We start from the raw sequence: 25,675 nt of genomic DNA, 5'->3' as shown, positions 1-25,675 counted from the left end.
ATTCTATCTTTGCAATATTTTCCTTCGTTTTTGAGCGTCATGAGGGTAAGGATAAGAATCATTAGAAATAGAGCTCTTAACAAACAGTGACGCCAATCAGCGCTCAATCATTAAATTACTTCGGTTGATAGGTATTTAAGCGGTTGATCCAGCCGGGTAACCAGCGTTCTTCGCCCTTTTTAGGATCTGCATTTTTAACTCTCTGAGTTAACACTCTCTCTGCGGAATCACGAAAACTTCTTAAAATTGCGGCATTTTTAGCTGTCTCTGTTGATCCGGTTGAGACGAGATCCATATTTTCTAATACTTGCATCAATCCCCAACCTTCCCCTTGATATCGCTCTTGAGGATTGATCCCTTCCCCTTTGAAATTGACATAGTCAATTAAGGCATAGAGACCATTGGGGGCACTGGCGACTTCATAAAATTTCATCTCTATAAAGTCAGGGTATTGTGAAACTTGCTTCATCTTCTGCAATGCATTTTGTAGCCGCTGATAGATAAAGAGTGTCTGTAGCTCTTGGGTGTTTTCTAAAAATTGCATCAACTCATTGAGTTCTCCCGTCGATTTTGCATGATTAAATGCTTCTCGCGTTTTCCATGGTGCAGATCGATGTTTTTGTAAAATTTTAGGGAGCGGAACACCTTGATTAGCAATAAAGGTGACCAATGCCGGAAAGGTCTCTTCAAAATGTGCCGGCTCACCGGCTTTGAACCAGATAAAGTGGCCAATTCCTAATGAGGGGAAGTTCTCCCCTTGATTCCAGACAGCTAAATTGTCCCGTTTACCACCGGTCTCATTTTGATAGATTTGTGCTCCCACTTTCGTCAGCTCTGCTTGCGAGAGGGTCAGTTGTGGTGCCGCATAGGAGAGAGATTGCAGGGCAACGGTAATGAGGGCTATTGATGCCCCTTTTTTTAATCTTTTTTGGAAGGATTGGGTAAGAGTCATAGACGAATAGCTCCTTGTTTTTTCCAATACCAGATGAGGAGAAATCCTGCCGCAGCACCCCCTAGATGAGCAAAGTGAGCGATAGGATTCCAAGAGAGATTGAGGAGACCTAAAATCACTTCTAGGAGAATAATGCCGGGGATAAAATATTTTGCCTTAATAGGAAAGGGGATAAAGAAGAAGATCAGACCTGCATTGGGATAGAGCATGCCAAAGGCGATTAAGACACCATAAATTGCACCTGATGCGCCCATCATTGGTCGGATATACTCCCCTACAAGCGCTGATAATTCTGGGATGCGGTCGATATAACCTGGGCCTGTAATTACTCCTAGGTGATCCATCTTAAGATTATTTTGTACCTCAAGAAGTACTTGATTAACAACTGCCGGAGAATCGAGAGCATAGAGTTCTGCCGTAAGCTGGTTGATTGTAAAATAGCTCTGGATATTAAAGAGAATAAAAGAGCCCATTCCGGCAACAAAGTAGAGAATTAGAAATTTTTGTGTACCAATAATACGTTCTATTGTGGCACCAAACATAAAGAGGGCAAACATATTAAAGAGAAGATGGGAGATGCCGGCATGGATAAAGAGATGGGTAAAGGGTTGCCAGAAGTGAAAGAAAGGTGAGCTCGGGAAGTAACTTCCTAAGAAATATTGTAGATCGGAGATCTCTAAAGAGCTCAAGAGCGCTAAGAGAATAAAGATTCCAACATTGAGGATGATGAGGGATCGTGTTGCAATAGGTAGATCTCTAAACATGGTAAGCCTTTAGATTGCGTTTCGATATTGAGTGTTACAATTATTGAGGCGTGATCGATCATTCTATATTGATTGAGCCTCTTTAAGCGCACTGCTCTTCGATTGTTAGAAGAGTGATTATCTTATCATAAGATAAATTGGGATAATGGATTCGGTCGCATCATTTTAATTTTGTTAAACTACCTCTTTTATAAAGAATTACTTAAGAACAGAGATATAAAGCATGATAGATCGGTGCTATAGAATATTATAGACAATGGTCTGAAAGTGATTTATCAGATATCGAAACAGATATAAAAAAGTAGCGACAAAATATTACGACCGTAAATTACGATAAACATTACGATAGAAATTACGACAGTGAGATTGGGATTTTATGGCAAAAGAGAAAATAGAGATCAGAGAGCTTCCTTGGATTCGTTATGATGAAAATCCTTACGGTATTCCGCTATTAGATTTACGACCTATCACCTACCAATTAGGAAGCGATATCGAAGAGAGTGCATTAAAGAATCTCGACTCCTATAGTCTGGAGGATGGTGCCTCTTTTTCAGGACTTTCACCAACTGTTGATCGTTCTCTCAAAGCAGATCTACATTACCGCATTGATGGAAAACTCTATCCCGGATCACTCTTTGTTCCGCAATCTCCTGATGATCGTTGGGCGATCTTCTTTGATGGGCAAGCCCTCTATTTTGTTCGTAGTTGGTCAAGAGAGCTCGTTGCTAAGGCAACAGTGAGCTTTAGAGAGAATCAGATGGTAATCGAGACTATAGAAGGTCAGATAACTGATAGTGAATTTGAGACAGAGAATCAGACGATTGCCCTCTTAAATTTTTTAATGTTAAGTCATGTTCTTGGGGAGAGTGCGCCGGTGCCGCTTCTTAATGAGTTGGAGAGCGATCCTAATCGTGCTGCTGTTTGGGCCTTTTCTCTCTTTGGTCATCGGGCGAAAGTGGGTCTCTTTGCCGAAGATGCCTGCTTTTCTTCTGAAAAGGTGATGCGAACGACAACGGCTTATCATATTGCGATTGCAAATGATGATCAGGCGAGTGTTAAGTTAATTTTACAGCAGGGGTTGGTTGATCCTAACTTAATGGCACAAGATGGCTTTACACCGATTCATTGGGCGCTCTATACCGATCATTATGAGATGATGAAGCTTTTAGCAGAGCAGGGTGTTGATCTGAATGCCTCTTCTCTCAATGGTACAACGCCTTTGATGGATGCAGTGGAGATTAAATCGGAAAAGGGGTTAGCAGCACTTTTGACTTTAGGAGCAGATCCCAACAAGGCGGATGCTAATGGATTTACAGCATTGCATCGAGCCGCAGCAATGAACTTACCAAAGATGATAAAAGCCCTCTTACTAGCAAAGGCAGATGTCGATTGTCAGAGTATTAATGGTTTAACGCCGCTAGATTTAGCTAAAGAGCGGGGGCATCAGGAAGTGATCTTGCTTCTAACCCCACAAGATTAGTGGTGGAACAGGATCTTATTGATCTTATGAGCGCCATTTCATCAGTAGATCTCTTAATAGTGTTGTTAATAGTATTGTTGATAGTCTCGTTAATCGGTTTATTAATGAAGTTGTTAATAGAGCTATTAATGAGTTATTAATTGTCTTTTTAATAGGGACATTCATAAGGATAATCATAAAATAGTTGTAAAATTATCAATAAATCGGTAAAAAAACTTGAAATAGGGATGGTTATCCCCATCTTATGATCAACAGGGGAATGTTCTAAGATCTGAATAAAAGGTGTGTTAGAAAAGATTGAAAATTGAAGAATAAGAAAGATTTAGAATGGTAAACCCCAGCACGATTGATAAATTATGGGAGAATTGGTAGATGAACCAAGATAAATTTACACAAGCATTCTTAAATGCGTTAAGTGGCGCACAGACCTTAGCGCTTACCAACGATAACCAATATATTGAGCCTGAGCATGTTTTAAGTGCGATGCTCAATCAAAAAGAGGGATCGGTCTTACCCCTATTTCGTCAATGCCGAGCGAATATCCCTCTCTTAAATCAGAAAGTTAATGAGGCTATTAATAAGTTTCCAAAGATATCTGGAAGCAATGATATCCATATTAGTCAGAATCTACAGCGTGTTTTAGTCGCTGCAGAGAAAGAGATGCATCGCCGCGGTGATGGTTATCTCTCTTCAGAAGTCTTTATCCTAGGAATTTTGGATGAAAAGAAAGGACTTGCTGAGATCTTAAAAGATTCTGGTGTAACTAAAGAGTTGCTCAATCGAGCAATCGACTCTATTCGTGGAGGTGAAACAGTGCAAGATCCTAATGCAGAAGAGAAGCGTGAAGCACTTAGTAAATATACTGTTGATTTAACTGAGCGTGCGGAGCTTGGTAAACTTGATCCTGTGATTGGACGAGATGATGAGATTCGACGCGCGATTCAAGTTTTGTCACGTCGTACTAAAAATAATCCCGTATTGATTGGGGAGCCCGGTGTTGGTAAAACAGCGATTGTAGAAGGACTTGCTCAACGTATTGTTAATGGGGAAGTGCCGGAAGGATTGAAAGGTAAACGTGTTCTTTCACTCGATTTAGGGGCATTAATCGCCGGAGCAAAATTCCGTGGTGAATTTGAAGAGCGTCTTAAAGCCGTATTAGGCGAGCTTGAGAAGGCAGAAGGTCAAGTGATTCTCTTTATCGATGAGATTCATATGATGGTGGGTGCCGGAAAAACAGATGGTGCTATGGATGCCGGTAACTTACTTAAGCCTGCACTTTCTCGTGGAGAACTTCACTGTATCGGTGCGACAACGCTTAATGAGTATCGAGAGTATATTGAGAAAGATGCTGCGCTTGAGCGTCGTTTCCAACAGGTATTAGTAGAAGAGCCTACGGTAGAAGATACGATTGCGATTTTGCGTGGATTAAAAGAGCGTTATGAGATCCATCACGGGGTCGAAATTACGGATCCGGCGATTGTTGCCGCAGCAACCTTATCGCATCGTTATATTACCGATCGACAATTACCGGATAAGGCGATCGATTTGATCGATGAGGCAGGAAGCCAAATTCGGATGGAGATCGATTCAAAACCTGAAGCGATGGATAAACTTGATCGTCGTATTATTCAATTAAAAATTGAACGTGAAGCGATTAAGAAAGAGACCGATGATGCATCGAAAAAGCGTCTTGAGACACTGGAAGCCGAACTTTCTAAACTTGAGAAAGAGTATGCAGATCTTGAAGAGGTTTGGAAGATCGAAAAGAGCCTTATGCAGGGTGCAACCTCTCTGAAAGAGGATCTTGATCAGGCGCGTATTGAGCTTGAAGCGGCGAAACGTAGTGGTGATCTTGCGAAGATGAGTGAGCTTCAATATGGCAAGATTCCTGAGCTTGAGCGTCAATTGAAAGAGTCACAAGAAGCAGAAAATCATGAAGAGCGTGAGCATCGATTAGTTAGAACAAAAGTGACAGCGAATGAGATTGCGGATGTGGTCTCTAAATGGACAGGTATCCCGGTCAGTCGCATGATGGAAGGGGAGCGTGAAAAACTTCTCCGGATGGAAGAGGTGCTCGGTAAAAATGTGATCGGCCAGAAAGAGGCGATTACTGCGGTATCAGATGCGGTTCGTCGTTCTCGTGCAGGATTATCTGATCCTAATCGTCCGATCGGTTCCTTCCTCTTCTTAGGACCTACAGGTGTTGGTAAGACAGAGTTAACGAAGACATTAGCAACCTTCCTCTTTGATGATGAGAATGCAATGCTCCGTTTAGATATGTCGGAATTTATGGAGAAACATTCCGTTGCGCGCCTTATTGGTGCTCCTCCAGGATATGTTGGCTATGAAGAGGGCGGTTACTTAACGGAAGCGGTTCGTCGTCGCCCCTATTCGGTAATTTTGCTCGATGAGGTTGAAAAAGCGCATCCCGATGTCTTCAATATCTTGTTACAAGTATTAGATGATGGTCGCTTAACAGATGGTCAAGGCCGTACGGTAGATTTCAAAAATACGGTCATTATCATGACTTCGAACTTAGGTTCACACTTGATTCAAGAGCAGGCAGCTCGCTTGAGTGATTTAAGTGAGAAGGATCAATATCTCGCTATGCGTGAATCGGTGATGGAGGTTGTTGGTCAACATTTCCGTCCGGAGTTTATCAACCGTATTGATGATATTGTTGTCTTCCACCCACTTGGTAAAGAGCATATTCGTGAGATTGCGAAATTACAGGTGAATCGTGTGGTTAAACGTCTCCTTGAGCATGATGTGATGTTAAGTGTCACAGAGGAAGGGCTCGATAAATTAGGGGAGATTGGTTACGATCCTGTTTTCGGTGCAAGACCTTTGAAACGTGCGATCCAAACTCATTTAGAGAACCCTTTAGCAAAAGCATTCTTACGTGGTGAGTTTAAAGCGGGAGATAGTGTCATCATCGATGGTGAGCTCAATATGGATGTGATTGATGCTGAAATTGAAGTTCTCTAATGAGATCGCGTAATCAATCTGTGACTGAAATGAGATCAGGCTGATCTGAATCTTGATTTTAGTAGAAAAGAATAAAGGCTGGTAGAGAATTCTCTATCAGCCTTTTTGTATCAATTATCTATTAGTCATCGTTAATTGCCTCATCATTAATCGTCGTTAATCATTATTAGTTGCTATTAGTTGTTATTAAGTTTTGCGCTACTTTTCCATCAGTTTTATTGGTTTTACTGTTGATTATCATTTCCCATGATTGAATGGGTCAACTAAAAGAGAGAAGGAGTCATTGGGATGGGGCCAGACTTTAACCGATAATTGCGTAGAGGAAAGAGGTGAGAATCGAAATCGAGCGATCGGATCTCTTCTTGATTGACTCGGTTATTAAAACGAAAATTATATGCCACTTCTTTAGTATCGGTAGTGGTGAGTGCCCGCGCAATAGGATTTGTAACAATACCAATCGCCAGCAGAGAGCTGATCTGTAGAAAGTGTCGGCGTGAAGAGTGAAATGGCTGTTGCTCCATTATTAAATCTCCCTAGAATGATGTCATTAATGCATTATTTTTTATTGTAGCTTACTTCTGCGTAAAGATGCGTCAATTAATAGAGATCTGGGTTTTGAGGATTGAGGGAGAATTCTGTCACTTTTAGGTAAAGCCGTTATAATCGTAGTTTCTACATTGCGGTGCCGGCGATCTCGATCACTCTTTCATAGACTCGTTAGATTCAATGGATTTTATATATTTATGTTATAGGTTTAAGGAATCGCGAGGTTTAAGGGAGAGGGGAGAGCAGTGATGGAGATAATTATCTAGATGATTGAAAATAGAGGAGATTATTATGGCGCGAAAGAGTGCAAAAGTTTATCGAGTCAGTTGCCAAGTTAGAGAGAATTATCAGGTTGAAATTGAGGCGCGTGAGCATCTTGTTATTGCCGATGAGCCCAAACCTTATGGTGATAATGAGGGCATGACGCCGGTAGAGCTCCTTCTAGGAGCTTTAGGTGCTTGTAAGACAATGGTCTTCAAAGCCTATGCTACCCAAAAAAATATTCCTTATAAAGAGTGTTTGATTGAAGTTGAAGGCGATTTTGATTCCGCCGGCTATATGGGAGATCCCACTGTGCCAATAGGTTTTAGTGAGATAAGAACCCGCTACCATCTTACCTCTTCAGCCGATAAGGCTCTTATCGATGCCGCAATAACACATGTGGAGAGTCACTGTCCTGTTGCGGCAACGATCGATGTGGCGCCGAAAAAATCGGTAGAAGTCAGATTAAAGCAGTAACTATACAATAAAATAAAAAAAGTCGTTCTTTATAAAAATTTACATATTTTTATTTATCATAGACCCTTATATCTCATATTGATGAATTAATAGATCATGGATTAATCAGTACTGGATTAATAAGTATTGGATTAATCATTATTGCATTAATCAGTAATGAATCAGTAATGAATCAATAAGGATCTATAGAAGTCTTCTTATAGCGACTCTTATTGGCATTTATGAAAAATACTTGTCGTCGTTAGTTGTTAATCGTTAGTCATTAAGTGTGAAAATAAATATTTTATAAAGAGCTATAGAGAGCTATAGAGAGTATTAGGAGGATGGATGTTTCAAGAACGACTCTACTTCTTATTAGATGCCAATATCTGGTTTGGTCTACTAATCCCTCTCTATCTCTCTGTTTCGCTCTATTTTGTCTATCGTATTGGGCTCTTTCGTTTTCATTACTTTAAAGAGATGAAATATCTCTTATTTGAAAAACGGAAAAATAATAGCGGTATTACCCCTTTTCAATCCTTTTCGTTAAGTATGGGAAATCGGATTGGTATCGGTAATATTGTCGGTGTCTCATTGGCCATTAGTATGGGTGGCCCTGGAGCGCTCTTTTGGATGTGGCTTTTTGCCTTTTTAGGAATGTTTTTAGCCTTTTCGGAAGCGGTTTTAGCACAGCTCTATAAATGTAAGGAGAAAGGACTCTATCGAGGCGGTCCTGCTTACTATATTCGTAGAGGCGCAAGGATGCCTAAAGTAGGCGCGCTCTATGCTGTTATTTTTATTGCCCTCTTTATCGTCATATTTAATGGAGTTCATACTAATATCTTAGTCTCATTAGTTCATACCACTTATAGCGAGACAACAAGTAGTAAGATTTTAGGAGCCATCTCTATTATTATTTTAGTGGCTATCGTTGGAAATGTTCGTTGGTTAGCCCATATTTCAACCGTAATAGTATCTAGCGCACTCTTTATCTATCTTATGATATTACTCGTGGTAGTTTTCTTCAATCTCCAGGCGATTCCGGTATTTTTAGGATCGATTTTTAAGAGTGCTTTTGGTCTAGAGGAGATCATAAGTGGTGGCATTGGTATCGCTATTGTTGAAGGAATTAAGAATGGCTCGATCTCCCATGAGGCTGGATTAGGTGGTTCCGCATCAGCAGCAGCGGCAGCGCATACGAGTCATCCTGTTAAACAAGGATTACTGCAGAGTTTTGGGGTATTTATCGATAGCTTTGTGATTGGAGGATTATCCGCTTTTATTATTCTCTCTTCAGGCCTCTATACCCCTCATGTAGCGAATGGGATTCTTCTGATGCAGGCTTCATTAGGACTTACTTTAGGTCCTTTTGTCCCTTATGTCTTCTCTTTTATTTTAATCCTTTTTGCCTTAACTTCGATTATCAGTGGCTTCTATTATGGATTAGTTAATCTTCTTTACTTCAGAGATTGTAAATGGGTGGAGCATCTCTATAAGTTTCTCTTTATCATTGTGATCTTAAGTAGTTACTTTATCGATATGGAGGTTTTGATAGCGATTACGATGATCTTGGTTTCATCATTAGTAGTGATCAACTGTTCAGTGATCTTCTCTTTACGACATATTGTCGTTGCACTATGGGAACATTATGTGGAGCAGAAAAAGTTAGGTTTTGATCCTCAATTTTGTGCAAAGGATATTCCGGAGTTAGAAGGGCTTGAGTGTTGGCAACATAATAATTTTGAGATACAGACTCAAAAAGATGCTTATTTTCGAGTGATGCCACCCTCAAACGAGCCTTAATAGAGGAAAGATTCGGCATCATTGATACCGACCTATAACGCTTTAGAGTTTTAGATAAACGCTTTCAAGAGATCTTCAGAGGCGAGAATCTTTAGAGGTGTTTTTTATATTTTTTTGATTACGACATCAGGTTTGATAATAATTTTTCGCTCTCTATAGAGCGCCCCTAATGCGCGTTTAAAGGCTGATTTACTGACCCCTAAAATTTTATGGATTTCATCCGGTGAGCTCTTATCACTAATTGGTAAGGTTCCGCCATACTCACTCAATCTCCGCATAATCATCTCTTCTAAAGATTCTCGCGCCTCAGGTGTATTGATAATAGCCTGTTCTGCAATATCGAGCTTTCCATCCTCTCGGATATGTTTTACAAAGCCTTCAATCTCATCGCCAATTTCAAGATCGCTCTTCACATCGCTATGGTAGATTAGGCCCCAAAATGTGTGATCGACAATTACCTTTACTCCTAAATCAGTCATGCTTTCCACAAGCAGCGCGACAGGATTCCCAACCTCATAATGATGGGGTTTTTGATCTAAAAATTTCTCAAGTTTCATGCTTGCGGTGATACGGCCAGATACCTCATCAATATAGGTGTAGACAATGACAAAATCTCCGGCATGAACGGTGCCAACTTCTTCGCTAAAAGGGAGTAGTAGATCTTTAGGTAATCCCCAATCGAGGAAAATACCGATATCGTTGATCTCGACCACTTGAAGATCTGCAAAGCGCCCAACAGTGGTATAAGGTTTTTGAGGGGTGGCAATGGCATGACCATGATTATCAAGATAGACAAAAAGGTCGAGCCATTTACCCACCTGAGTAGGTTGGTCTTTGGGGATATCTCGGTGTGGTAGAAGAACATCACCCTCTAAGATCAATCCTAATTTATTCTTTTCGATGATAGTTAAACGATTCATCTGCCCAATGATAGGGCTGTTTGTACTGTTATAAGACATAAGGCCTTTTGATGATTAATTGATACACGGTAGCATTCAGTCATGCTACTTTTTAAAACAGTGAATATCTTTGATCTCTATAAAGATCGAAAAGAGATTCTCTAATAGGCTCTATTATAAGCATATGAAAAAAAATAGTGATTGAAAGCTATCGAAGAGGCGAAAATTTTTGTATTAAGAGCCCTAAAAATATTTATTGGGGCTGCTTTTTTGCAATGGCAGTTGCCGCACAGACCGCTGATCCCCACGCCCATTGAAAATTATAACCTCCGAGCCAACCAACAACATCAACAACCTCACCTATAAAGTAGAGATTCTCCACTAATCGGCTCTCCATACTTTTAGGGTTAAGTTCTTTGGTATTGACGCCCCCTCTTGTTGCTTCTGCCGTTTTGTGTCCATCAGTACCACTAGGGGTAATAGACCATGCATTGAGCGATGCTCCCAAGGTTTCTAAAATTTTATGGGGAATTTCAGGAAGTGGGGTTGTTAGATAGCTTTGGAAGGGTGTTTTTTGTAACCAAAATTGAATAAATCGCTTAGGTAATGTTGGAATCAATTCAGTGATGGCGCGTTCTAGTTGATATTTAGCACGCTGTTTAAGATCTAACAACGCTTGAGTAAGATCGATATTGGGCGCAAAATTGACAGTGATTGCTCTTCCAGGTTGCCAATAACTTGAGATCTGTAAAATACCGGGACCAGAGAGTCCTTTGTGGCGAAAAAGGAGGTCCTCTTCAAAGGTGATACGATCTTTCGCTCTTTTCCCTGATTGTGTGGAGATCTCAACAGGCATCGAAATGCCGGCAAGTGTTCTATATTCTTCAGCTTCCCAAAAATCAAAATGGAGCGCTACTAGTGCCGGGCGTGTTGGAATAATAGAGTGCCCGAACGATTTTGCAATGCGATAACCAAAATCGGTAGCCCCTATTTTAGGAATCGCTAGCCCTCCTGTTGCAATAATGATGGAGGAAGCTGTCAATAAACCCTCTGAGCTCTCTACTTGGAATCTGTCAGCTGATTTTGTAATAGTATCCACTCGACATCCTTTTCGTAGTTCAACCGCTGCTTCCTGACACTCATTAAGAAGCATATTAACAATATCTTTTGAGGAGGCCCCTAGTTCACGATCACAGAAGAGTTGTCCTAGATGTTTTTCGGTATAAGGGATCTGGTAGCGTTCAACAAGCGCGATAAAGTCTTGGGCGGTAAAGTTAGAGAGTGCATAGCGCACAAACTTAGGATTTTCTGAAACATAATAGGGGGCGGCATCGAAGCCATCGATATGGGTATTAGTAAAATTACAAAAGCCACCTCCGGCGATACGAATCTTCTCTCCAATTTTTGTAGCATGGTCTAAAAGAAGAACAGAGAGTCCCTCTCTACCAGCACAGCTTGCCGCCATCATCCCGGCGGCGCCGGCACCGATAACAATAAGGTCAAAATGTGAAGGAGATGATTTCATAGTCTACTATTACCTATCTTAATTTTGCAGAAGTGATTTGAAGAGAAGCGCTGAAGGGGAGCAATTATAAGCGATCGAAATAGACTATAGAATCGATTTTAAATATATTTCAGAATGCATCATTCTTGCGCCAAGTGCTTCCGCTTGTTGGTAAATTTTAGCAGAGGCCTGATTGTTCGGAATAATATTGGACATGCAATCGGTTAAAATGATCAGCGTCTCCATGATTTGAGGTGCATTTTTTAGGAGGTCGGCAATTGTATTGGCAACACAGAAATCCATTGCTTCACCTACAATCACAATCTCATCAAATATTGCAAATCGGTTTAAGAGCTGTTGATCTAGGCAAGTAGCCGGATGAGATTGAAATTCAACCGCCGCTTTGAGAATACTGTAATGTTCTGTGAAGGGGTTACTCCCCTTATTGTAGAGCTCAAAGTTTCTTCCCGCTCTATGGGACCATTGGGAGAGTGCTTGATAGAGGGGATCAGGTAGCGCCCAACCTTCTGTACCGATAAGGCAATGGGGTGGCCAGATGGTGCATTGATAGTCGGCAGATTGAAGCGTTTTTAGATAGTGTAATGCCTGCTTAGGATAATATTGTGGAATCCAATATTTTTGGACCACATCTTCATAGGTAATTGTGGTGAAGGGTGCCGGCATATCGCCTGCCTTATTGCGCCAAAATGTAGGGTGAGCAATATGGAGCGGATAGTGAGAATCCATGCTGATAATGATCTCGGTAAAATACTCTCCTCCTGTCTCAATTAGGTGAATAATCCTCTTTAGATCCTCCTCTGCTCCCGCTACAGCGAGTTTTCCCTCAGGGTGGCAAAAGTCATTCTGTAGATCGATCCCAAGAAGTAGGCGCTGCCCACTCTCTCTGCGCTCTAATCTGTTATCTTCTTGATTCATGAATATCTCCTCACTATTTTGATTAATTATTTTATGACTCATAGACACATAGACTCATAGCTTTCTAGGCTCATAGTATGGCTCATTTTATTATCTTCTTCATAAATGAGTCCTATTTTTTATGTCATTAGATCCCCTTGAATCATCTCCATTTTTTATGGCGTTTTGGGAGGAATCTATTTTTATCATCAGAGATATCGGGGGTTTGATACACTGCTGATAATCTCGCTCTAACGGCTCATTATTCTCTATGAGTCTCGCTCTTAATCTCTAATATTACAGTATCTATCATAGTTATTATGGCAATATTCTTGAAAGGGCTCGATCGTTCTGGCTTTATTGGTGACTTTGTAGAGGCATATAGAGCGAGTTGAAGAGGAGATGGCCAAAGTATCAGTTAATAAATAGTTAATCATTAATTAACAATCAATCAATAACTTATGAAAGATAAAGTGGGGAGCATATGGCAGGAGAACTATTCCTGATTTTAATGTTAGTGGCGATGGTCGCAGGATTTATCGATGCAATCGCCGGTGGGGGTGGTCTGATTACACTACCGGCACTGCTATTAGCAGGCTTATCGCCGGTACAGGCATTGGCGACCAATAAATTACAATCATCAGCCGGCTCCTTTTCGGCAACATTTGCCTTTTTTCGTCAAGGTTTAATTCAGTGGCATCACTCTAAGTGGGTCTTCTTTCTGGCTTTGACTGGCGGCATGATAGGTGCGCTTTTAGCAACACGATTGCCGGCCACTTTTTTACAGATCGTTGTTCCATTGCTGCTACTTTCTGTGGCGATCTATTTTCTCTTCTCTCCTAATTTAGATGAGCGTGAGCGAAGAGCAAAGATCTCAAGAACACTCTTTCTCTTAACGATAGTTCCCTTAATCGGCTTTTATGATGGGATCTTTGGTCCGGGAACAGGTTCATTTTTTATGGTGGCATTTGTGCTTCTTCTTGGTTCGACACTTGTTAATGCGATTGCAGAGACAAAGCTTGCTAATTTCGCTTCTAATATCGGCTCTCTCTTGATCTTTGCTTTTTCAGGAGAGATGCAGGTTCTATTAGGACTACTGATGGCGCTAGGGGCTTTTATCGGTGCGCAATTGGGGGCGCTATTTGCTGTTAAATATGGCGGGAAGGTGATACGTCCTCTCTTAATTGTGATGAGTGTTGCCATGGCGATCAAACTTCTTTTGGAACCTAATAACCTCCTCTCTTTGTGGATTCTCTCTTTTTGGGGGTAGCCGTTGAGTTCTCCGTGGGTTGCTTGCATTTTTATAAGAAAGAGAGTATTTATGAAAGAGTCATCGATGGTATGAAAAGATGGTTCATATGAAAAGAGGCGACAATAAGTTATAACCATTTGAAGCAATATATATTCTTACGGTTACACATTTTTAAAAATAATAACTATAAATAGATGCCGAATTAGGGTATCTCACAAGCTAAAGGTGATAACGGTCGAGAAATTATTTACTGTTATCAAATAAAGGAGAAAGCATGAGCAAGAAATATCTATTAACACGCCTCTCATTAGGGGTAAAGAGTGCTATAGCAACTGTTGCTGTCAGTAGTGCATTACTTTTGGGGGCAGCACAAGCATCGACATTAGTCTACTGTTCAGAGGCCTCTCCGGAGACTTTTAACCCGCAGCTGGCATCATCAGGGACTACCTTTGATGCAAGTGGTATTCCGCTCTATAACCGTTTAACCGAGTTTACATTGGGTACTACAGAGCTTGAACCTGGGTTAGCGGAGTCGTGGGAGGTGAGTGAAGATGGTAAAGAGTACACTTTCCATCTCCGAAAAGGGGTTAAATTTCATAGTAATAAAGCATTTAAACCGACGCGAGATTTTAATGCCGATGATGTGGTCTTTACTTTTGAGAGACAGATGAATTCCGATCATCCTTATCACAATATCTCGAGTCGACAGTTTGAGTATTTTGAATCGATGGGATTCCCTGAGTTGATCGAATCTGTAGAAAAGATCGATGATCACACTGTCAAGATCACTTTAACCTCGCCAGAATCTCCCTTTTTAGCGAACTTAGCGATGGCGTTTGCCTCTATTCTCTCTGCCGAATATGGTGAAGTACTCTTAGAAAAAGGTAAGCCAGAAGAGATTGATCTTAAACCGATCGGAACCGGTCCTTTCCAATTGAGAGCCTATGAGCAAGATTCTCGGATTCTCTTTACTAAATTTAAGGATTATTTTGGTGAGCCGGCAAAATTAGATCGTCTGATCTTCTCCATTACACCTGATGCTTCGGTCCGTTTTGCCAAATTGCAAAAGGGAGAGTGTCATGTGATGCCTTATCCTAACCTTGCTGATTTAGAGAAGATGCGTGCGAATCCTGATATCGATGTGAAGGAGTTGACAGGACTCAATATCGGCTACCTTGCCTTCAATATGGAAAAGCCTCCATTAGATAAATTAGAAGTACGAAAAGCATTGAGTATGGCGGTTAATAAAGCCGATATTATCGATGCGATCTTCCAAGGTAATGGGGAGGCGGCGAAGAACTTTATTCCGCCAACGATGTGGGGTTATAACGATGAGATTGTCGATTATGAGTATGATCCAGAGGCGGCAAAAGCCCTACTTGCAGAAGCGGGTGTTCCAGAAGGTTTTGAAGTCTCTCTCTGGGCGATGCCCGTACAGCGCCCTTATAATCCCAATGCTCGAAGAATGGCAGAGATGGTTCAATCAGATTGGGAGAAGATCGGTGTTAAAGCTAATATCGTCACCTATGAGTGGGGTGAGTACTTAACGCGTCTTCGTAATGGCGAGCATGATACAGCACTTATGGGCTGGACGGGAGATAATGGGGATCCTGACAACTTCTTCTCAGTTCTTTTAAGTTGTGTGGCCGCAGAAGCAGGCTCAAATTACTCTAATTGGTGTAATAGTGAGTTTGATGAGATCTTAGCGGAAGCAAAAGCAGCGACTGATCATGATCAGCGTGTTGCACTCTATAAAAAAGCGCAAGAGATCCAACATCGTGAACAACCTGTGCTCAATATTGCCCACTCTACTGTCTATATGCCGGTGAGAAAAGAGGTGGTCAATTATGTTATCGATCCATTAGGAACGCACAACTTCAACCAAGTTGATATTGAGGATTAAATTTAGATAGCGTTGCGATAGCTTAATTTCGGTTCCTCTTATCAATCTCTTTTAAAGAGGGATCTTCATCACTGAAGATTGTATATTGGCGACCTAATCCTTAAATAAGTATAGAGGTAGGAGCGCTATGGGTTTTAACCTAAGCGCTCCTTTTTATCTCTATCTTGATGAGTGCGACGAGCCCGCTAATTAATCCATTGGTTAATCCATTACTAATATTAGTTAGTTAAGATTAGTTGGCTAGATCACTCAACCAAGAAGGATGGTGCTCTAGGCGTCTTGGGTTAACTGATGAATCGCTATCGCATTTCCTCAATCTTTTCCAGAGATAGGATGCAACATGATTCAATTTTTCTTTCGCCGATTGGGGATGATTATCCCTACCTTTATCGGTATTACACTATTAACTTTTATCTTTATCCATCTTATTCCCGGGGATCCGATTCTACTTTTTGCCGGAGAGCGAGGGATTACGCCGGAGCGTTACGCGGAATTGCGAGCGCAATTTGGTTATGATCAACCCTATATTGTGCAATATTGGAACTATCTTAAAGGCCTCTTCCATGGAGATTTAGGTAATTCCCTTGTGACTCAGCGAGCTGTCTGGTCTGAGTTTGTGCCGCGCTTTAAAGCAACGTTAGAGCTTGCAACTTGTGCGATGATTTTTGCTGTAGTAGTGGGTATCCCTGTAGGTGTAATAGCGGCCGTGAAGCGAGGGTCGATCTTCGATCATACCGCTGTGGGACTCTCTTTGACCGGTTATTCAATGCCGATTTTCTGGTGGGGGATGATGTTGATTATGTTGGTCTCTGTCAATCTCGATCTAACGCCGGTTTCAGGACGAATTAGCGATATGGTCTTTCTTGATGATAGTGATCCGTTGACCGGCTTTATGTTGATCGACACCTTCTTTTTTGGAGAAGAGGGGGATTTTTGGGATGCACTACACCATATGATTCTTCCTGCCATTGTTTTAGGAACGATTCCATTAGCCGTGATTGTTCGGATGACGCGCTCCTCAATGCTCGAAGTTTTGAGTGAAGATTATATTTTAACCGCTAGAGCGAAGGGGTTAGGGCGGATGCGGATTATTTTGATTCACGCCTTGCGAAATGCACTCATTCCCGTTGTTACGGTGATTGGATTACAGGTGGGAACAATGTTGGGTGGTGCGATTTTAACAGAGACAATCTTCTCTTGGCCGGGAGTTGGTCGATGGTTGATCGAATCACTACAGCGTCGTGATTATCCTGTTGTTCAAGGTGGTGTTCTCCTCGTTGCTTCGCTCATTATTTTAGTCAACTTTATTGTTGATCTACTCTATGGCGTTGTTAACCCTCGTATTAGACATCAATAAGGAGAGTTAGATGGCTAAACATCATGATCGAGATTTAAATGTCATTTTAGAAGAGGGCGAAGCAATTTTAGAGGCGGATCGTCCTCCTGCGGAAGAAATTCTCTTTGCGCGTAAACCTGAGACCCCTCTTCGACAATTTTGGTTCTATTTCAGTCGAAATAGAGGCGCATTGCTAGGGCTGATCTTTATCCTTTTTATTATTTTTGTCGCTATTTTTGCCCAATATATTGCACCTCATGATCCGACAGAACAGTTTCGGGGCTCTTTCCTAAAGCCACCTGTCTGGATGGAGGGAGGTTCTTGGCAGTTTATCTTAGGAACGGATGATGTTGGACGTGATATTTTAAGCCGATTGATCTTTGGTGCGCGTCTCTCATTATTAGTGGGCGTTGTCGTTGTGCTTCTTTCGCTACTGCTAGGTATCTCTTTAGGGCTTCTTGCCGGTTATTTTGGTGGTGCTGTTGAAGCGATCATTATGCGTATTGTTGATATTATGTTAGCTCTACCGAGTCTTCTTTTAGCACTTGTTCTAGTGGCTATCTTTGGTCCATCGATTGTTAATGCCTCTATTGCCCTCGCTTTTGTGGCGCTACCTCACTATATAAGACTTACAAGAGCGACCGCTTTAGGCGAGATGGAGAAAGAGTATGTGATTGCCTCTCAAGTTGCCGGAGCGGGGCATCTTCGGCAGATGTTTATTAATGTGTTGCCCAACTGTTTAGCACCGCTTATTGTGCAAGCAACATTGGGTTTTTCTAATGCGATCTTAGATATGGCGGCACTGGGATTTTTAGGAATGGGGGCTCAGCCACCAACTCCAGAGTGGGGGACCATGCTCTCTGATGTCTTGCAATATGCGCAATCTGCATGGTGGGTTGTCGCTTTTCCTGGAATTGCGATCTTATTGACCGTTCTCGCCTTCAATCTGATGGGCGATGGCTTGCGAGATGCATTAGATCCGAAGTTGAAGGTGTAAGGGGGGAGCGATGAGATTATTAGAAGTAAAAGGCTTAACAGTAGAGTTTGGTGAAAAAGGGGATCGCTTTCGAGCAGTTGATCGAATCAGTTATCGCGTTGATCAGGGAGAAGTAGTCGGTATTGTCGGAGAATCAGGATCCGGTAAATCTGTGAGCTCTCTTGCTATTATGGGATTGATCGATTTTCCCGGCATCGTTTCGGCAGAGGCCCTCTCTTTTGATGGCAAAGATCTACAAAAGATGAAAAGGCGGGAGCGACAAAAGATCTTAGGGGATGATGTTGCGATGATCTTTCAAGATCCGATGACCTCGCTCAACCCCTCTTTTACCGTAGGCTATCAAATTATGGAGACCTTAAAAGTCCATCAAGGTGGGAGAAAAAGGGAGCGTAAAGCGCGAGCTTTAGAGCTATTGACGTTGGTGGGGATTCCTGATGCCGCCAATCGTTTTAATCTCTATCCTCATCAATTATCGGGGGGGATGAGTCAACGGGTGATGATTGCGATCGCCATTGCTTGTAATCCTAAATTGTTGATTGCTGATGAGCCGACTACAGCGCTTGATGTCACGATTCAAGGACAGATCATCTCACTTCTGCTTCAATTGCAACGAGAGCAGCAGATGGCGCTTCTACTGATTACCCATGATTTGGCCTTAGTTGCGGAATCGGCGGATAAAATTATTGTGATGTATGCCGGACAAATTGTTGAGATTGCGCCTGCCACACAACTTTTTCAAACGCCACTTCATCCTTATACCGAAGCACTCCTTCGCTCTTTGCCGGAGTTTTCTCAAGGTGCTTCCCGCTTACAATCACTACCTGGAGTTGTGCCGGGGCGTTATGATCGGCCTCAAGGTTGCCTTCTCAACCCTCGCTGTGGTTATTGTCAAGAGATCTGCCGGCAACAGGAGCCCCCTTTACAACAGCACGGAGATCGTTTTGTGAAATGCCATTTTCCTTTGGTTAAAAAGCAGATAGTCATGTCCGAGAGCGACGAAGAGTCCTTATCAGGAGGAGCTTATGAGTAGTCAGACAATCGTTGATAGAGAGCAGAAAGCGCCACTTTTAGTTGCGGAAAACTTAACAAAGTATTATGCCGTCAGTCGAGGTTTATTGCGGGAAAAGGGGGAAGTTAAAGCCTTAAATGGTATCTCTTTTGAACTCGAAGCGGGGAAGACTTTAGCGGTTGTAGGGGAGTCTGGTTGTGGAAAATCGACTCTGGCAAAAGTATTGACAATGATTGAGCCTCCCACAAGTGGTGAGTTGCGTTATCGGGGAGATTCTCTTCTCCTTTCTGCACCAGAGACGGCCGCTTTGCGACGCCAGAAGATTCAGATTATCTTTCAAAACCCTTATGGTTCCCTCAATCCGCGAAAGAAGATCGGCACGATTTTAGAAGAGCCTCTCAAGATTAATAGTGATCTCAGTCGGGGAGAGCGCAAAGAGCGGGTTTTAGCGATGATGGAGAAGGTAGGCCTTCGTCCTGAGTTTTATGATCGTTATCCCCATATGTTCTCGGGAGGACAACGACAAAGGATTGCGATTGCTCGAGGTTTAATGCTCAATCCCGATATTGTGATTGCTGATGAACCGGTCTCAGCACTCGATGTCTCTGTTCAAGCACAAGTTCTCAATTTGATGATGGATCTTCAGGAGGAGTTAGGGCTCTCTTATCTCTTTATTTCTCATGACCTCTCTGTTGTGGAGCATATTGCCGATGATGTGATGGTGATGTATCTCGGTAAAGCGGTGGAGAAAGCGAGTAAAAAAGCGCTATTTTCAGATCCTATGCATCCCTATACTGAAGCACTCCTATCGGCAACCCCAAGATTGAATGATCAAAACCGGCGAGAGAAGATCACCTTAACAGGTGAATTGCCGAGCCCACTCAATCCGCCACAAGGTTGTGCATTTCATACTCGCTGTCCTAAAGCATTTGAGAAGTGCTATCACTCTCAGCCGGAGATCAAGGTCTATCACGACAGAGAAGGTGAGCCTCATGAAGTTGCTTGTTTCCTCCTCGATGAGATTGAGTCACTCGATGCTCGTGATAAGAGAGGGGAAGATTAATGGGTATCAGAAAAGGTTTTATTTGATGTTCTATGAGACTCAACCTATCTGATCTATTCACTAATCTGTACAATCACTGCAGTCAGTGTAATCAGTGTAAGAAGATGGGAGCTATGATCGACAGCCCCATCTTTTTATGATTTTCCCTGGTTTTCTGATCTTTTCTAATCTTTACTGATGATCAAAGAGATATCAGTCATTATGGAAAATATTTTTCAAAAAGGTCTGTGCCCGTTCGCTAGGTGTTCCTTCAAAGAAAGCTTCTTTTGAGAGATCATCATAGATTTCCCCCTCATCGATAAAGATAATTCGATCCGCTACTTGTCGGGCAAATCCCATTTCGTGGGTGACACACATCATTGTCATCCCTTCTTGAGCGAGTTCTGTCATAACAGCAAGTACTTCATGAATCATTTCAGGATCTAGCGCCGATGTAGGTTCATCAAAGAGCATTACCACCGGATCCATTGCCAGCGCGCGAGCAATTGCTACACGCTGCTGTTGTCCGCCAGAGAGTTGTGTGGGATATTTTCCGAGGTGTTTACTTAATCCAACTCGATCTAATAACCCCAATGCTTTTGTATGTGCGCTCTCTTTATCGCGTTTTAGAACTTTCATCTGTGCAAGCATAAGATTTTTTTCAATAGACATATTCGGAAAGAGCTCAAAATGTTGAAAGACCATTCCTACCTCAGCCCGAACTTTATTAATATTGGTTTTAGGATCTGCTAATGAATGTCCATTGATAATAATATCCCCTTCTTGGAAAGGCTCTAAACCATTTGCACATTGAATTAAGGTTGATTTCCCAGAACCAGAAGGGCCACAAACCACGACGACTTCCTTCTCTTTAATTTCAGTGGAGCAGTTTTTCAGTACTTGGAAATTGCCATAAAATTTATTGACATTCTGATATTGAATCATAAGGTGCCTCTTCTCTTTTGTAAGGTTCGAACGAGATAAGATAGTGAAAAGCAGATGATAAAGTAGATAAAGCCGGCAAAAAGAATCATCTCCATTTTTGCATTATTGTTATAGCCGATAATATCTGTAGTTCTGAAGAAATCATTAAGGCTCATAATATAGACAAGGGAAGTATCCTGAAAAAGAATAATACCTTGCGTTAGAAGTAGAGGGATCATATTGCGAAGCGCTTGTGGCAAAATGACATGATAGATTGCTTGTCCTCTTGTCATCCCGAGAGCTAAGGCGGCGTTCATCTGTTGCCGGCGTACACTCTTAAATCCTGCGCGAATAATCTCAGAATAGTAAGCGGCCTCAAATAGAGAAAATGCGACGATCGCCCAAAAGAGCCGTACTCCCGTACTATTACCTAAGCCTAAATATTGTTGTAAAGTTGGGCCAATTGCGAGGTAGAACCACATTAACACCATAATGAGTGGGATTGAACGAAAGAGATTGACATAACCCGTTGCAATCCAAGCAATCGGCTTAGGACCGTAGAGCCGTAAAACGGCAAGCACAATTCCCCAAAGGATCCCAACAACGATGGCAATGCCGGTAATTTGTAAGCTAACGGCCATCCCTTGTAGTAGAAACTGATAGTTTTCACCAATAATAGAGAAGAGGCTAGAAAAAGAGAATTGACCCATTTTAAGCTCCTTCTTTCAGTGAGGGAAGTTGTGTCCATCGCTCGATCAACTTCATAATGAACATTAAGGTGACATTGATGATGATATATGCAATCGTCACAAGGAAAAATGATTCGTAAGCTTTCGCTGTATAATCGTTGATCTGTGCCGCTTGCCGGGTTAGCTCTGCAAGACCAATGGTCTGTAGTACGGAGGAGTTTTTAAAGATATTAAGAAGCTCGGAGGTCATCGGTGGTAAGATGATTCTCAGTGCTTGGGGTAAGATGACGTAACGATAAGCTTGCGGAAGCGTTAAACCAGTGGCAAGAGCAGCTCTGAGTTGGCCTCCTGCTAATGATTCGATACTTGATCGAACCTGTTCTGCAATTCGTGCAGAGGTAAATAGACCTAAACATAAGATCCCCGCAGTCATCATCTGCACTAAAGGATCTTGAGATTTGATCCAATTACCGATTGTTTCAGGCATTAAGTTAGGCCAAACATAATACCAAAAGAAGAGTTGCACAATGAGCGGGACATTCCGTAAGCACTCGACATAGGTTGCCCCAATAAAGCGTAGTGTGCGACTAGGTAAGGTTCGTATTGTTCCAATAATAATTCCTAACGCTAATGCTAATATCCAGCTACTACTAGAGGAGATAATGGTCCATTTCGCACCTTCTAAAAGCCAGTCTAGATATGTTTCATTAATGACGGCTTCTTGTAAGAGCATAGAAAAATCTAGTCCAAACATAGATTAACCTTTTAAGAGAAGAGGGTAAGAGTAGGAGTAGGGCGATCGAAGTAGGGGCTTTGAGAGATATCTCGCACTCAGTCAATAGAGCGATAGAGAAAGCGTATCTGCTCAAGGTGTCTACTAACGCCACGTTCCTAAATCAGATTTATTAAAGACGAGAAACTCTAGAGAAGAGGTACGCTCTTCCTAGAGATCCTTGTCAATATCTGCGCGTTTGTGCGCTATCTCATAAGAGCGATAAGACGCTACTGATAAGGTTTATCCGTGGGGTTGTTAAAGAGCTCTCGCATACTCTCAGATAGTGGGAATTCTAAGTTAGCGTTGCGCGGGGGAATAGGTTCAGTAAACCATTTGTTATAGATAAGCTCCATCTCCCCTGAGCCAGAAAGATCTGCGATTACTTGGTCTGCTAAGGCCTTAAACTCACTATCTCCTTTACGCAACATACAGGCATAAGCTTCCTGTCCCTGTGATTCTCCGGTAACGACCCAGCGATCAGGTTGAGGTGACTTTGCTCTCTCTCCATAGAGTAGAGAGTCATCCATCACAAAAGCAACGCCGCGATTATCAGCTAGCATCATAAAAGCATCACCATGATCTTTTGCTGCTTGGATACGCATATTCATCCCCTTCTCGGCATTCATATTGCGTAATACTCGCTCAGATGTGGTTCCTGCTGTTGTAATGACAACCTTATCTTTCAACTCTTCAAAAGATTCAATACCCGAATTAACATCTGTAATCATACGGATATTGATAATAAAGATTGTATTGGTAAAGTCGACCTCTTGCGCACGGGCGGTGTTGTGTGTCGTTGAGCCACACTCTAGATCGATCGTTCCATTTTTCATCAGTGGAATACGATTTTGTGAAGTAATAGGAACGAGTTTGACATCGATCTTTTTCCCCAGTTTCTTCTCAATACCTTCAACAATTTTCATACTAATCTCATGAGAGTAGCCGACGACATTTTGTTGATTATCATAGTAGGAATATGGAATGGAAGATTCTCTATGACCTAGGGTAATGGTTCCTGTTTCATCAATCTTCTTAAGTGTTCCCGTTAGCTCTTCTGATAGAGAGATATGGGGAAGTGCGAGTAAACCACACAGGGCGATTCCTAAAATCGACTTTTTCATCTGTTATCCTCCAGATAGTGATAATAAAGTTAAGTGGGACCATCTTTTATTGTTTTATGATGTTGTGCTAAAAGTGTTAAAAGCTTTTTGAATGGAGAGTCTCAAGATATCGATACCTTTTAAGGCTTATGTTGCCCCCATTTGCGGTATCCATTTCGGTATATAAAGTCTTGCTGTAGTCGCATCATCATTACTCATAGCTTCTCTATTTATAATGGTCTACATCTAGATATATGATAGTGCTGCAGAAAAGGCAATTAGGAAGGGCTGTGACTTTTATGACGTCTATATAACTCAAAGTTATAGTTAATCGATATCATAAGGTGCTCTTCTGTTCTCTTGACGGTTTTTGAGTAACTCCTTATTCTGTTGATCATTGATAGATATCTACAGGAATGAGTTATGCCAAAAAAATTGATAGTGCTAGGAAGTAGTAATGTGGACTATATCTTAAATGTGCCCCACTTTTTAGCGCCGGGAGAGACGCTTGCAGGTGACCAATATCAAGTCTCTTTAGGAGGAAAGGGGGCAAATCAAGCAGTTGCTGCCGGAAGAGCGGGTGCAGATGTCACCTTTATTGCTGCTGTTGGGGATGATGATGTTGGTCGATCGGCAATCTCACAATTTCAGCAAGATAAGATCGATACCCGATTAATTCAGGTTGTTGAGAATGAGAAAACGGGCGTTGCACTTATCTTTGTCAATAGTGAAGGTGAAAATATGATCGGCATCTACGCTGGCGCTAATGGCGCGATGACAGAAGCAATGGTCAAGCCTCTACTTCCTGAAATTAGCTCGGCCGATCTGCTCTTAATGCAACTTGAAACACCGCAAGAAGCTTTAGACCTTGCAGCAGAGCATGCTAAAAAATCGGGCGTACGAGTTGTGGTTAATCCAGCACCTGCGAGGGCTTTATCAGATCGTTTTCTCTCATTTGTCGATATCATTACCCCTAATGAAACGGAAGCTGAGCTATTAACCGGCATAAAGGTTGAAAGTGATGAAGATGCGGCATTAGCCTCACAAAAGCTACATGAGAAAGGGATCGAAATTGTCATCATTACCTTAGGAAAGAGAGGTGCGTGGGTTAGTCAAATGCGTGCCTCTAGAGAGATAACCGGAGATTTAATCCCGGGCTTTAGAGTTGAGGCGATCGATACGATTGGTGCAGGGGATACCTTTAATGGTGTTTTGGTGACGGCGCTTTTAGAGGGTAAGTCATTATTGCAATCTGTCGAGTTAGCACATGCTGCCGGTGCTTTAGCGGTAACAAAGAAAGGGGCACATCCTGCTATTCCTTGGCGCAAAGCAATCGATCAATTCTATTTAGAAAATAAACAGTAAGAAGTAGAGACGTAGAGAAGATATTTGATATTAGATGAGCAATAGATATTAATTCTTACCGGCGATTAGATGATTGGGAGAGGTTCAATGATCTAATCGATTGACTTATTTGATCTTTTGGTCACAAAGCTAAAAGCGGGATTACCAAGTAAGACCAGAGACAATTTAAAAACAACTCAAGAAATGTAAAAATTTTTAAAAAAGAGTTGCAAATAAAAATGAAAGGGGTAAGATACACCACTCATTCAGACGGCAACGTTGAAGATGGTTCGGTAGAAGCCCAGTTCTCTAGTAGTTTCTTTGCTTCTCTCTTTAAAGTTTAAGTTCAGTTTTTAGTAATGTTTAAAATTGAATCGGTGCTTAAAAAGAGGTCAAAAATAAAATTGACACGAGCGAATCACTTCTGTAACATAGTTCGTCTGCTTAGGGCGGTAAGAGATTCAAGTTTGATTCACTTTAACCCTAAAGTTCTTTAATAACTTAATCTTAAGTAAGTTTGTATGGGGGCTTGTATTTGTTTGCGTGAGCAAAAGAATAGAAGTCTAACCAAACAATTCCAGCATCTATTTTTTATAATGGAAATAGAAGCAGTAATTGAGCAGTGACGAAAGTTACATGGTTAGATCGAAAGATTTAAACATTATAGAGATTAAACTGAAGAGTTTGATCCTGGCTCAGATTGAACGCTGGCGGTATGCTTAACACATGCAAGTCG

21 protein-coding genes and 1 rRNA gene are annotated in these 25,675 nt (G+C 41.7%); 12 read left to right on the top strand and 10 right to left on the bottom strand.

The features are described from left to right. Window positions 1-115: 115 nt before the first annotated feature. Window positions 116-952, bottom strand: a complete 837-nt coding sequence (locus AC0SAP_RS08295) for a hypothetical protein (RefSeq protein WP_473383842.1) — start codon at window positions 950-952, stop codon at window positions 116-118. Further along, window positions 949-1,716, bottom strand: coding sequence for a rhomboid family intramembrane serine protease (locus AC0SAP_RS08290; RefSeq protein ID WP_473383841.1), 768 nt, complete (start codon window positions 1,714-1,716; stop codon window positions 949-951). The genes AC0SAP_RS08295 and AC0SAP_RS08290 overlap by 4 nt, the downstream gene beginning before the upstream one ends. 376 nt (window positions 1,717-2,092) lie before the next feature. Between AC0SAP_RS08290 and AC0SAP_RS08285 the strand changes: the two genes are divergently transcribed. Together AC0SAP_RS08285 and clpB are read left to right on the top strand one after the other, a co-directional pair. Then, window positions 2,093-3,196, top strand: coding sequence for an ankyrin repeat domain-containing protein (locus tag AC0SAP_RS08285; protein ID WP_473383840.1), 1,104 nt, complete (start codon window positions 2,093-2,095; stop codon window positions 3,194-3,196). A 372-nt stretch (window positions 3,197-3,568) separates the two neighbouring features. Further along, complete coding sequence (clpB, locus tag AC0SAP_RS08280; protein ID WP_473383839.1) at window positions 3,569-6,184, top strand: ATP-dependent chaperone ClpB; 2,616 nt, start codon at window positions 3,569-3,571, stop codon at window positions 6,182-6,184. Window positions 6,185-6,447: 263 nt separating this feature from the next. On the opposite strand, the gene AC0SAP_RS08275 is transcribed toward clpB, so the two are convergent. After that, on the bottom strand, window positions 6,448-6,705 hold the full coding sequence (locus AC0SAP_RS08275) for a hypothetical protein (RefSeq protein WP_473383838.1): 258 nt from the start codon (window positions 6,703-6,705) through the stop codon (window positions 6,448-6,450). A gap of 316 nt (window positions 6,706-7,021) precedes the next feature. Here AC0SAP_RS08275 and AC0SAP_RS08270 point away from each other — a divergent pair, with 316 nt between their 5' ends. Together AC0SAP_RS08270 and AC0SAP_RS08265 are read left to right on the top strand one after the other, a co-directional pair. Then, entirely contained in the window at window positions 7,022-7,468 is a 447-nt protein-coding gene (locus tag AC0SAP_RS08270) for an OsmC family protein (protein ID WP_473383837.1), read from the top strand. 327 nt (window positions 7,469-7,795) lie between these two features. Beyond that, window positions 7,796-9,250 carry an alanine/glycine:cation symporter family protein gene (locus AC0SAP_RS08265; RefSeq protein ID WP_473383836.1) on the top strand — a complete coding sequence of 485 codons (1,455 nt, stop codon included), beginning with the start codon at window positions 7,796-7,798 and terminating at the stop codon, window positions 9,248-9,250. Window positions 9,251-9,354: 104 nt separating this feature from the next. Here AC0SAP_RS08265 and AC0SAP_RS08260 read toward each other — a convergent pair whose 3' ends face one another. From AC0SAP_RS08260 to AC0SAP_RS08250, 3 genes are all read right to left on the bottom strand, one after another. After that, complete coding sequence (locus AC0SAP_RS08260; RefSeq protein WP_094568437.1) at window positions 9,355-10,209, bottom strand: CvfB family protein; 855 nt, start codon at window positions 10,207-10,209, stop codon at window positions 9,355-9,357. Window positions 10,210-10,402: 193 nt separating this feature from the next. Then, a complete protein-coding gene (locus AC0SAP_RS08255; protein WP_473383835.1) occupies window positions 10,403-11,674 on the bottom strand; it encodes a BaiN/RdsA family NAD(P)/FAD-dependent oxidoreductase in 1,272 nt (423 codons plus the stop codon). 84 nt (window positions 11,675-11,758) lie between these two features. Next, a complete protein-coding gene (locus AC0SAP_RS08250) occupies window positions 11,759-12,589 on the bottom strand; it encodes a cysteine hydrolase family protein (protein WP_473383834.1) in 831 nt (276 codons plus the stop codon). 463 nt (window positions 12,590-13,052) lie between these two features. Here AC0SAP_RS08250 and AC0SAP_RS08245 point away from each other — a divergent pair, with 463 nt between their 5' ends. From AC0SAP_RS08245 to AC0SAP_RS08220, 6 genes are all read left to right on the top strand, one after another. Then, the gene (locus AC0SAP_RS08245; protein WP_473383833.1) at window positions 13,053-13,838 is read left to right on the top strand and encodes a TSUP family transporter; all 786 of its coding nucleotides are present in this window, start codon (window positions 13,053-13,055) and stop codon (window positions 13,836-13,838) included. Window positions 13,839-14,094: 256 nt separating this feature from the next. Further along, window positions 14,095-15,723: an ABC transporter substrate-binding protein gene (locus AC0SAP_RS08240; protein WP_473383832.1), complete on the top strand. Its 1,629-nt coding sequence runs from the start codon at window positions 14,095-14,097 to the stop codon at window positions 15,721-15,723. 340 nt (window positions 15,724-16,063) lie between these two features. After that, the gene (dppB, locus tag AC0SAP_RS08235; RefSeq protein ID WP_473383831.1) at window positions 16,064-17,080 is read left to right on the top strand and encodes a dipeptide ABC transporter permease DppB; all 1,017 of its coding nucleotides are present in this window, start codon (window positions 16,064-16,066) and stop codon (window positions 17,078-17,080) included. Between the two features lie 10 nt (window positions 17,081-17,090). After that, on the top strand, window positions 17,091-18,056 hold the full coding sequence (gene dppC, locus AC0SAP_RS08230) for a dipeptide ABC transporter permease DppC (protein WP_473383830.1): 966 nt from the start codon (window positions 17,091-17,093) through the stop codon (window positions 18,054-18,056). Between the two features lie 10 nt (window positions 18,057-18,066). Then, entirely contained in the window at window positions 18,067-19,086 is a 1,020-nt protein-coding gene (gene dppD / locus AC0SAP_RS08225; protein ID WP_473383829.1) for a dipeptide ABC transporter ATP-binding protein, read from the top strand. Beyond that, on the top strand, window positions 19,079-20,128 hold the full coding sequence (locus AC0SAP_RS08220) for a peptide ABC transporter ATP-binding protein (RefSeq protein ID WP_473383828.1): 1,050 nt from the start codon (window positions 19,079-19,081) through the stop codon (window positions 20,126-20,128). Before dppD ends, AC0SAP_RS08220 begins: the two co-directional genes overlap by 8 nt. Window positions 20,129-20,320: 192 nt before the next feature. On the opposite strand, the gene AC0SAP_RS08215 is transcribed toward AC0SAP_RS08220, so the two are convergent. The 4 genes from AC0SAP_RS08215 to AC0SAP_RS08200 all read right to left on the bottom strand — a co-directional run bounded on the left by AC0SAP_RS08215 (window position 20,321) and on the right by AC0SAP_RS08200 (window position 23,616). Continuing rightward, window positions 20,321-21,052, bottom strand: coding sequence for an amino acid ABC transporter ATP-binding protein (locus AC0SAP_RS08215; protein WP_473383827.1), 732 nt, complete (start codon window positions 21,050-21,052; stop codon window positions 20,321-20,323). After that, window positions 21,049-21,741, bottom strand: a complete 693-nt coding sequence (locus AC0SAP_RS08210; RefSeq protein ID WP_473383826.1) for an ABC transporter permease subunit — start codon at window positions 21,739-21,741, stop codon at window positions 21,049-21,051. Before AC0SAP_RS08210 ends, AC0SAP_RS08215 begins: the two co-directional genes overlap by 4 nt. A 1-nt stretch (window position 21,742) precedes the next feature. After that, window positions 21,743-22,474, bottom strand: a complete 732-nt coding sequence (locus AC0SAP_RS08205) for an amino acid ABC transporter permease (protein ID WP_109236831.1) — start codon at window positions 22,472-22,474, stop codon at window positions 21,743-21,745. Between the two features lie 248 nt (window positions 22,475-22,722). Then, window positions 22,723-23,616, bottom strand: coding sequence for a transporter substrate-binding domain-containing protein (locus AC0SAP_RS08200; RefSeq protein WP_473383825.1), 894 nt, complete (start codon window positions 23,614-23,616; stop codon window positions 22,723-22,725). 402 nt (window positions 23,617-24,018) lie between these two features. Here AC0SAP_RS08200 and rbsK point away from each other — a divergent pair, with 402 nt between their 5' ends. Both rbsK and AC0SAP_RS08190 read left to right on the top strand, forming a co-directional pair. Further along, window positions 24,019-24,960: a ribokinase gene (gene rbsK / locus AC0SAP_RS08195; RefSeq protein ID WP_286482230.1), complete on the top strand. Its 942-nt coding sequence runs from the start codon at window positions 24,019-24,021 to the stop codon at window positions 24,958-24,960. A 651-nt stretch (window positions 24,961-25,611) separates the two neighbouring features. Beyond that, a 16S ribosomal RNA gene (locus AC0SAP_RS08190) occupies window positions 25,612-25,675 on the top strand; the annotation flags it as partial.

The sequence above is a fragment of the Ignatzschineria sp. PL_is040 genome (assembly GCF_055813795.1).
Note: the sequence above shows the minus strand (reverse complement) of the source record. Positions and strands in the feature narration are given on the sequence as shown.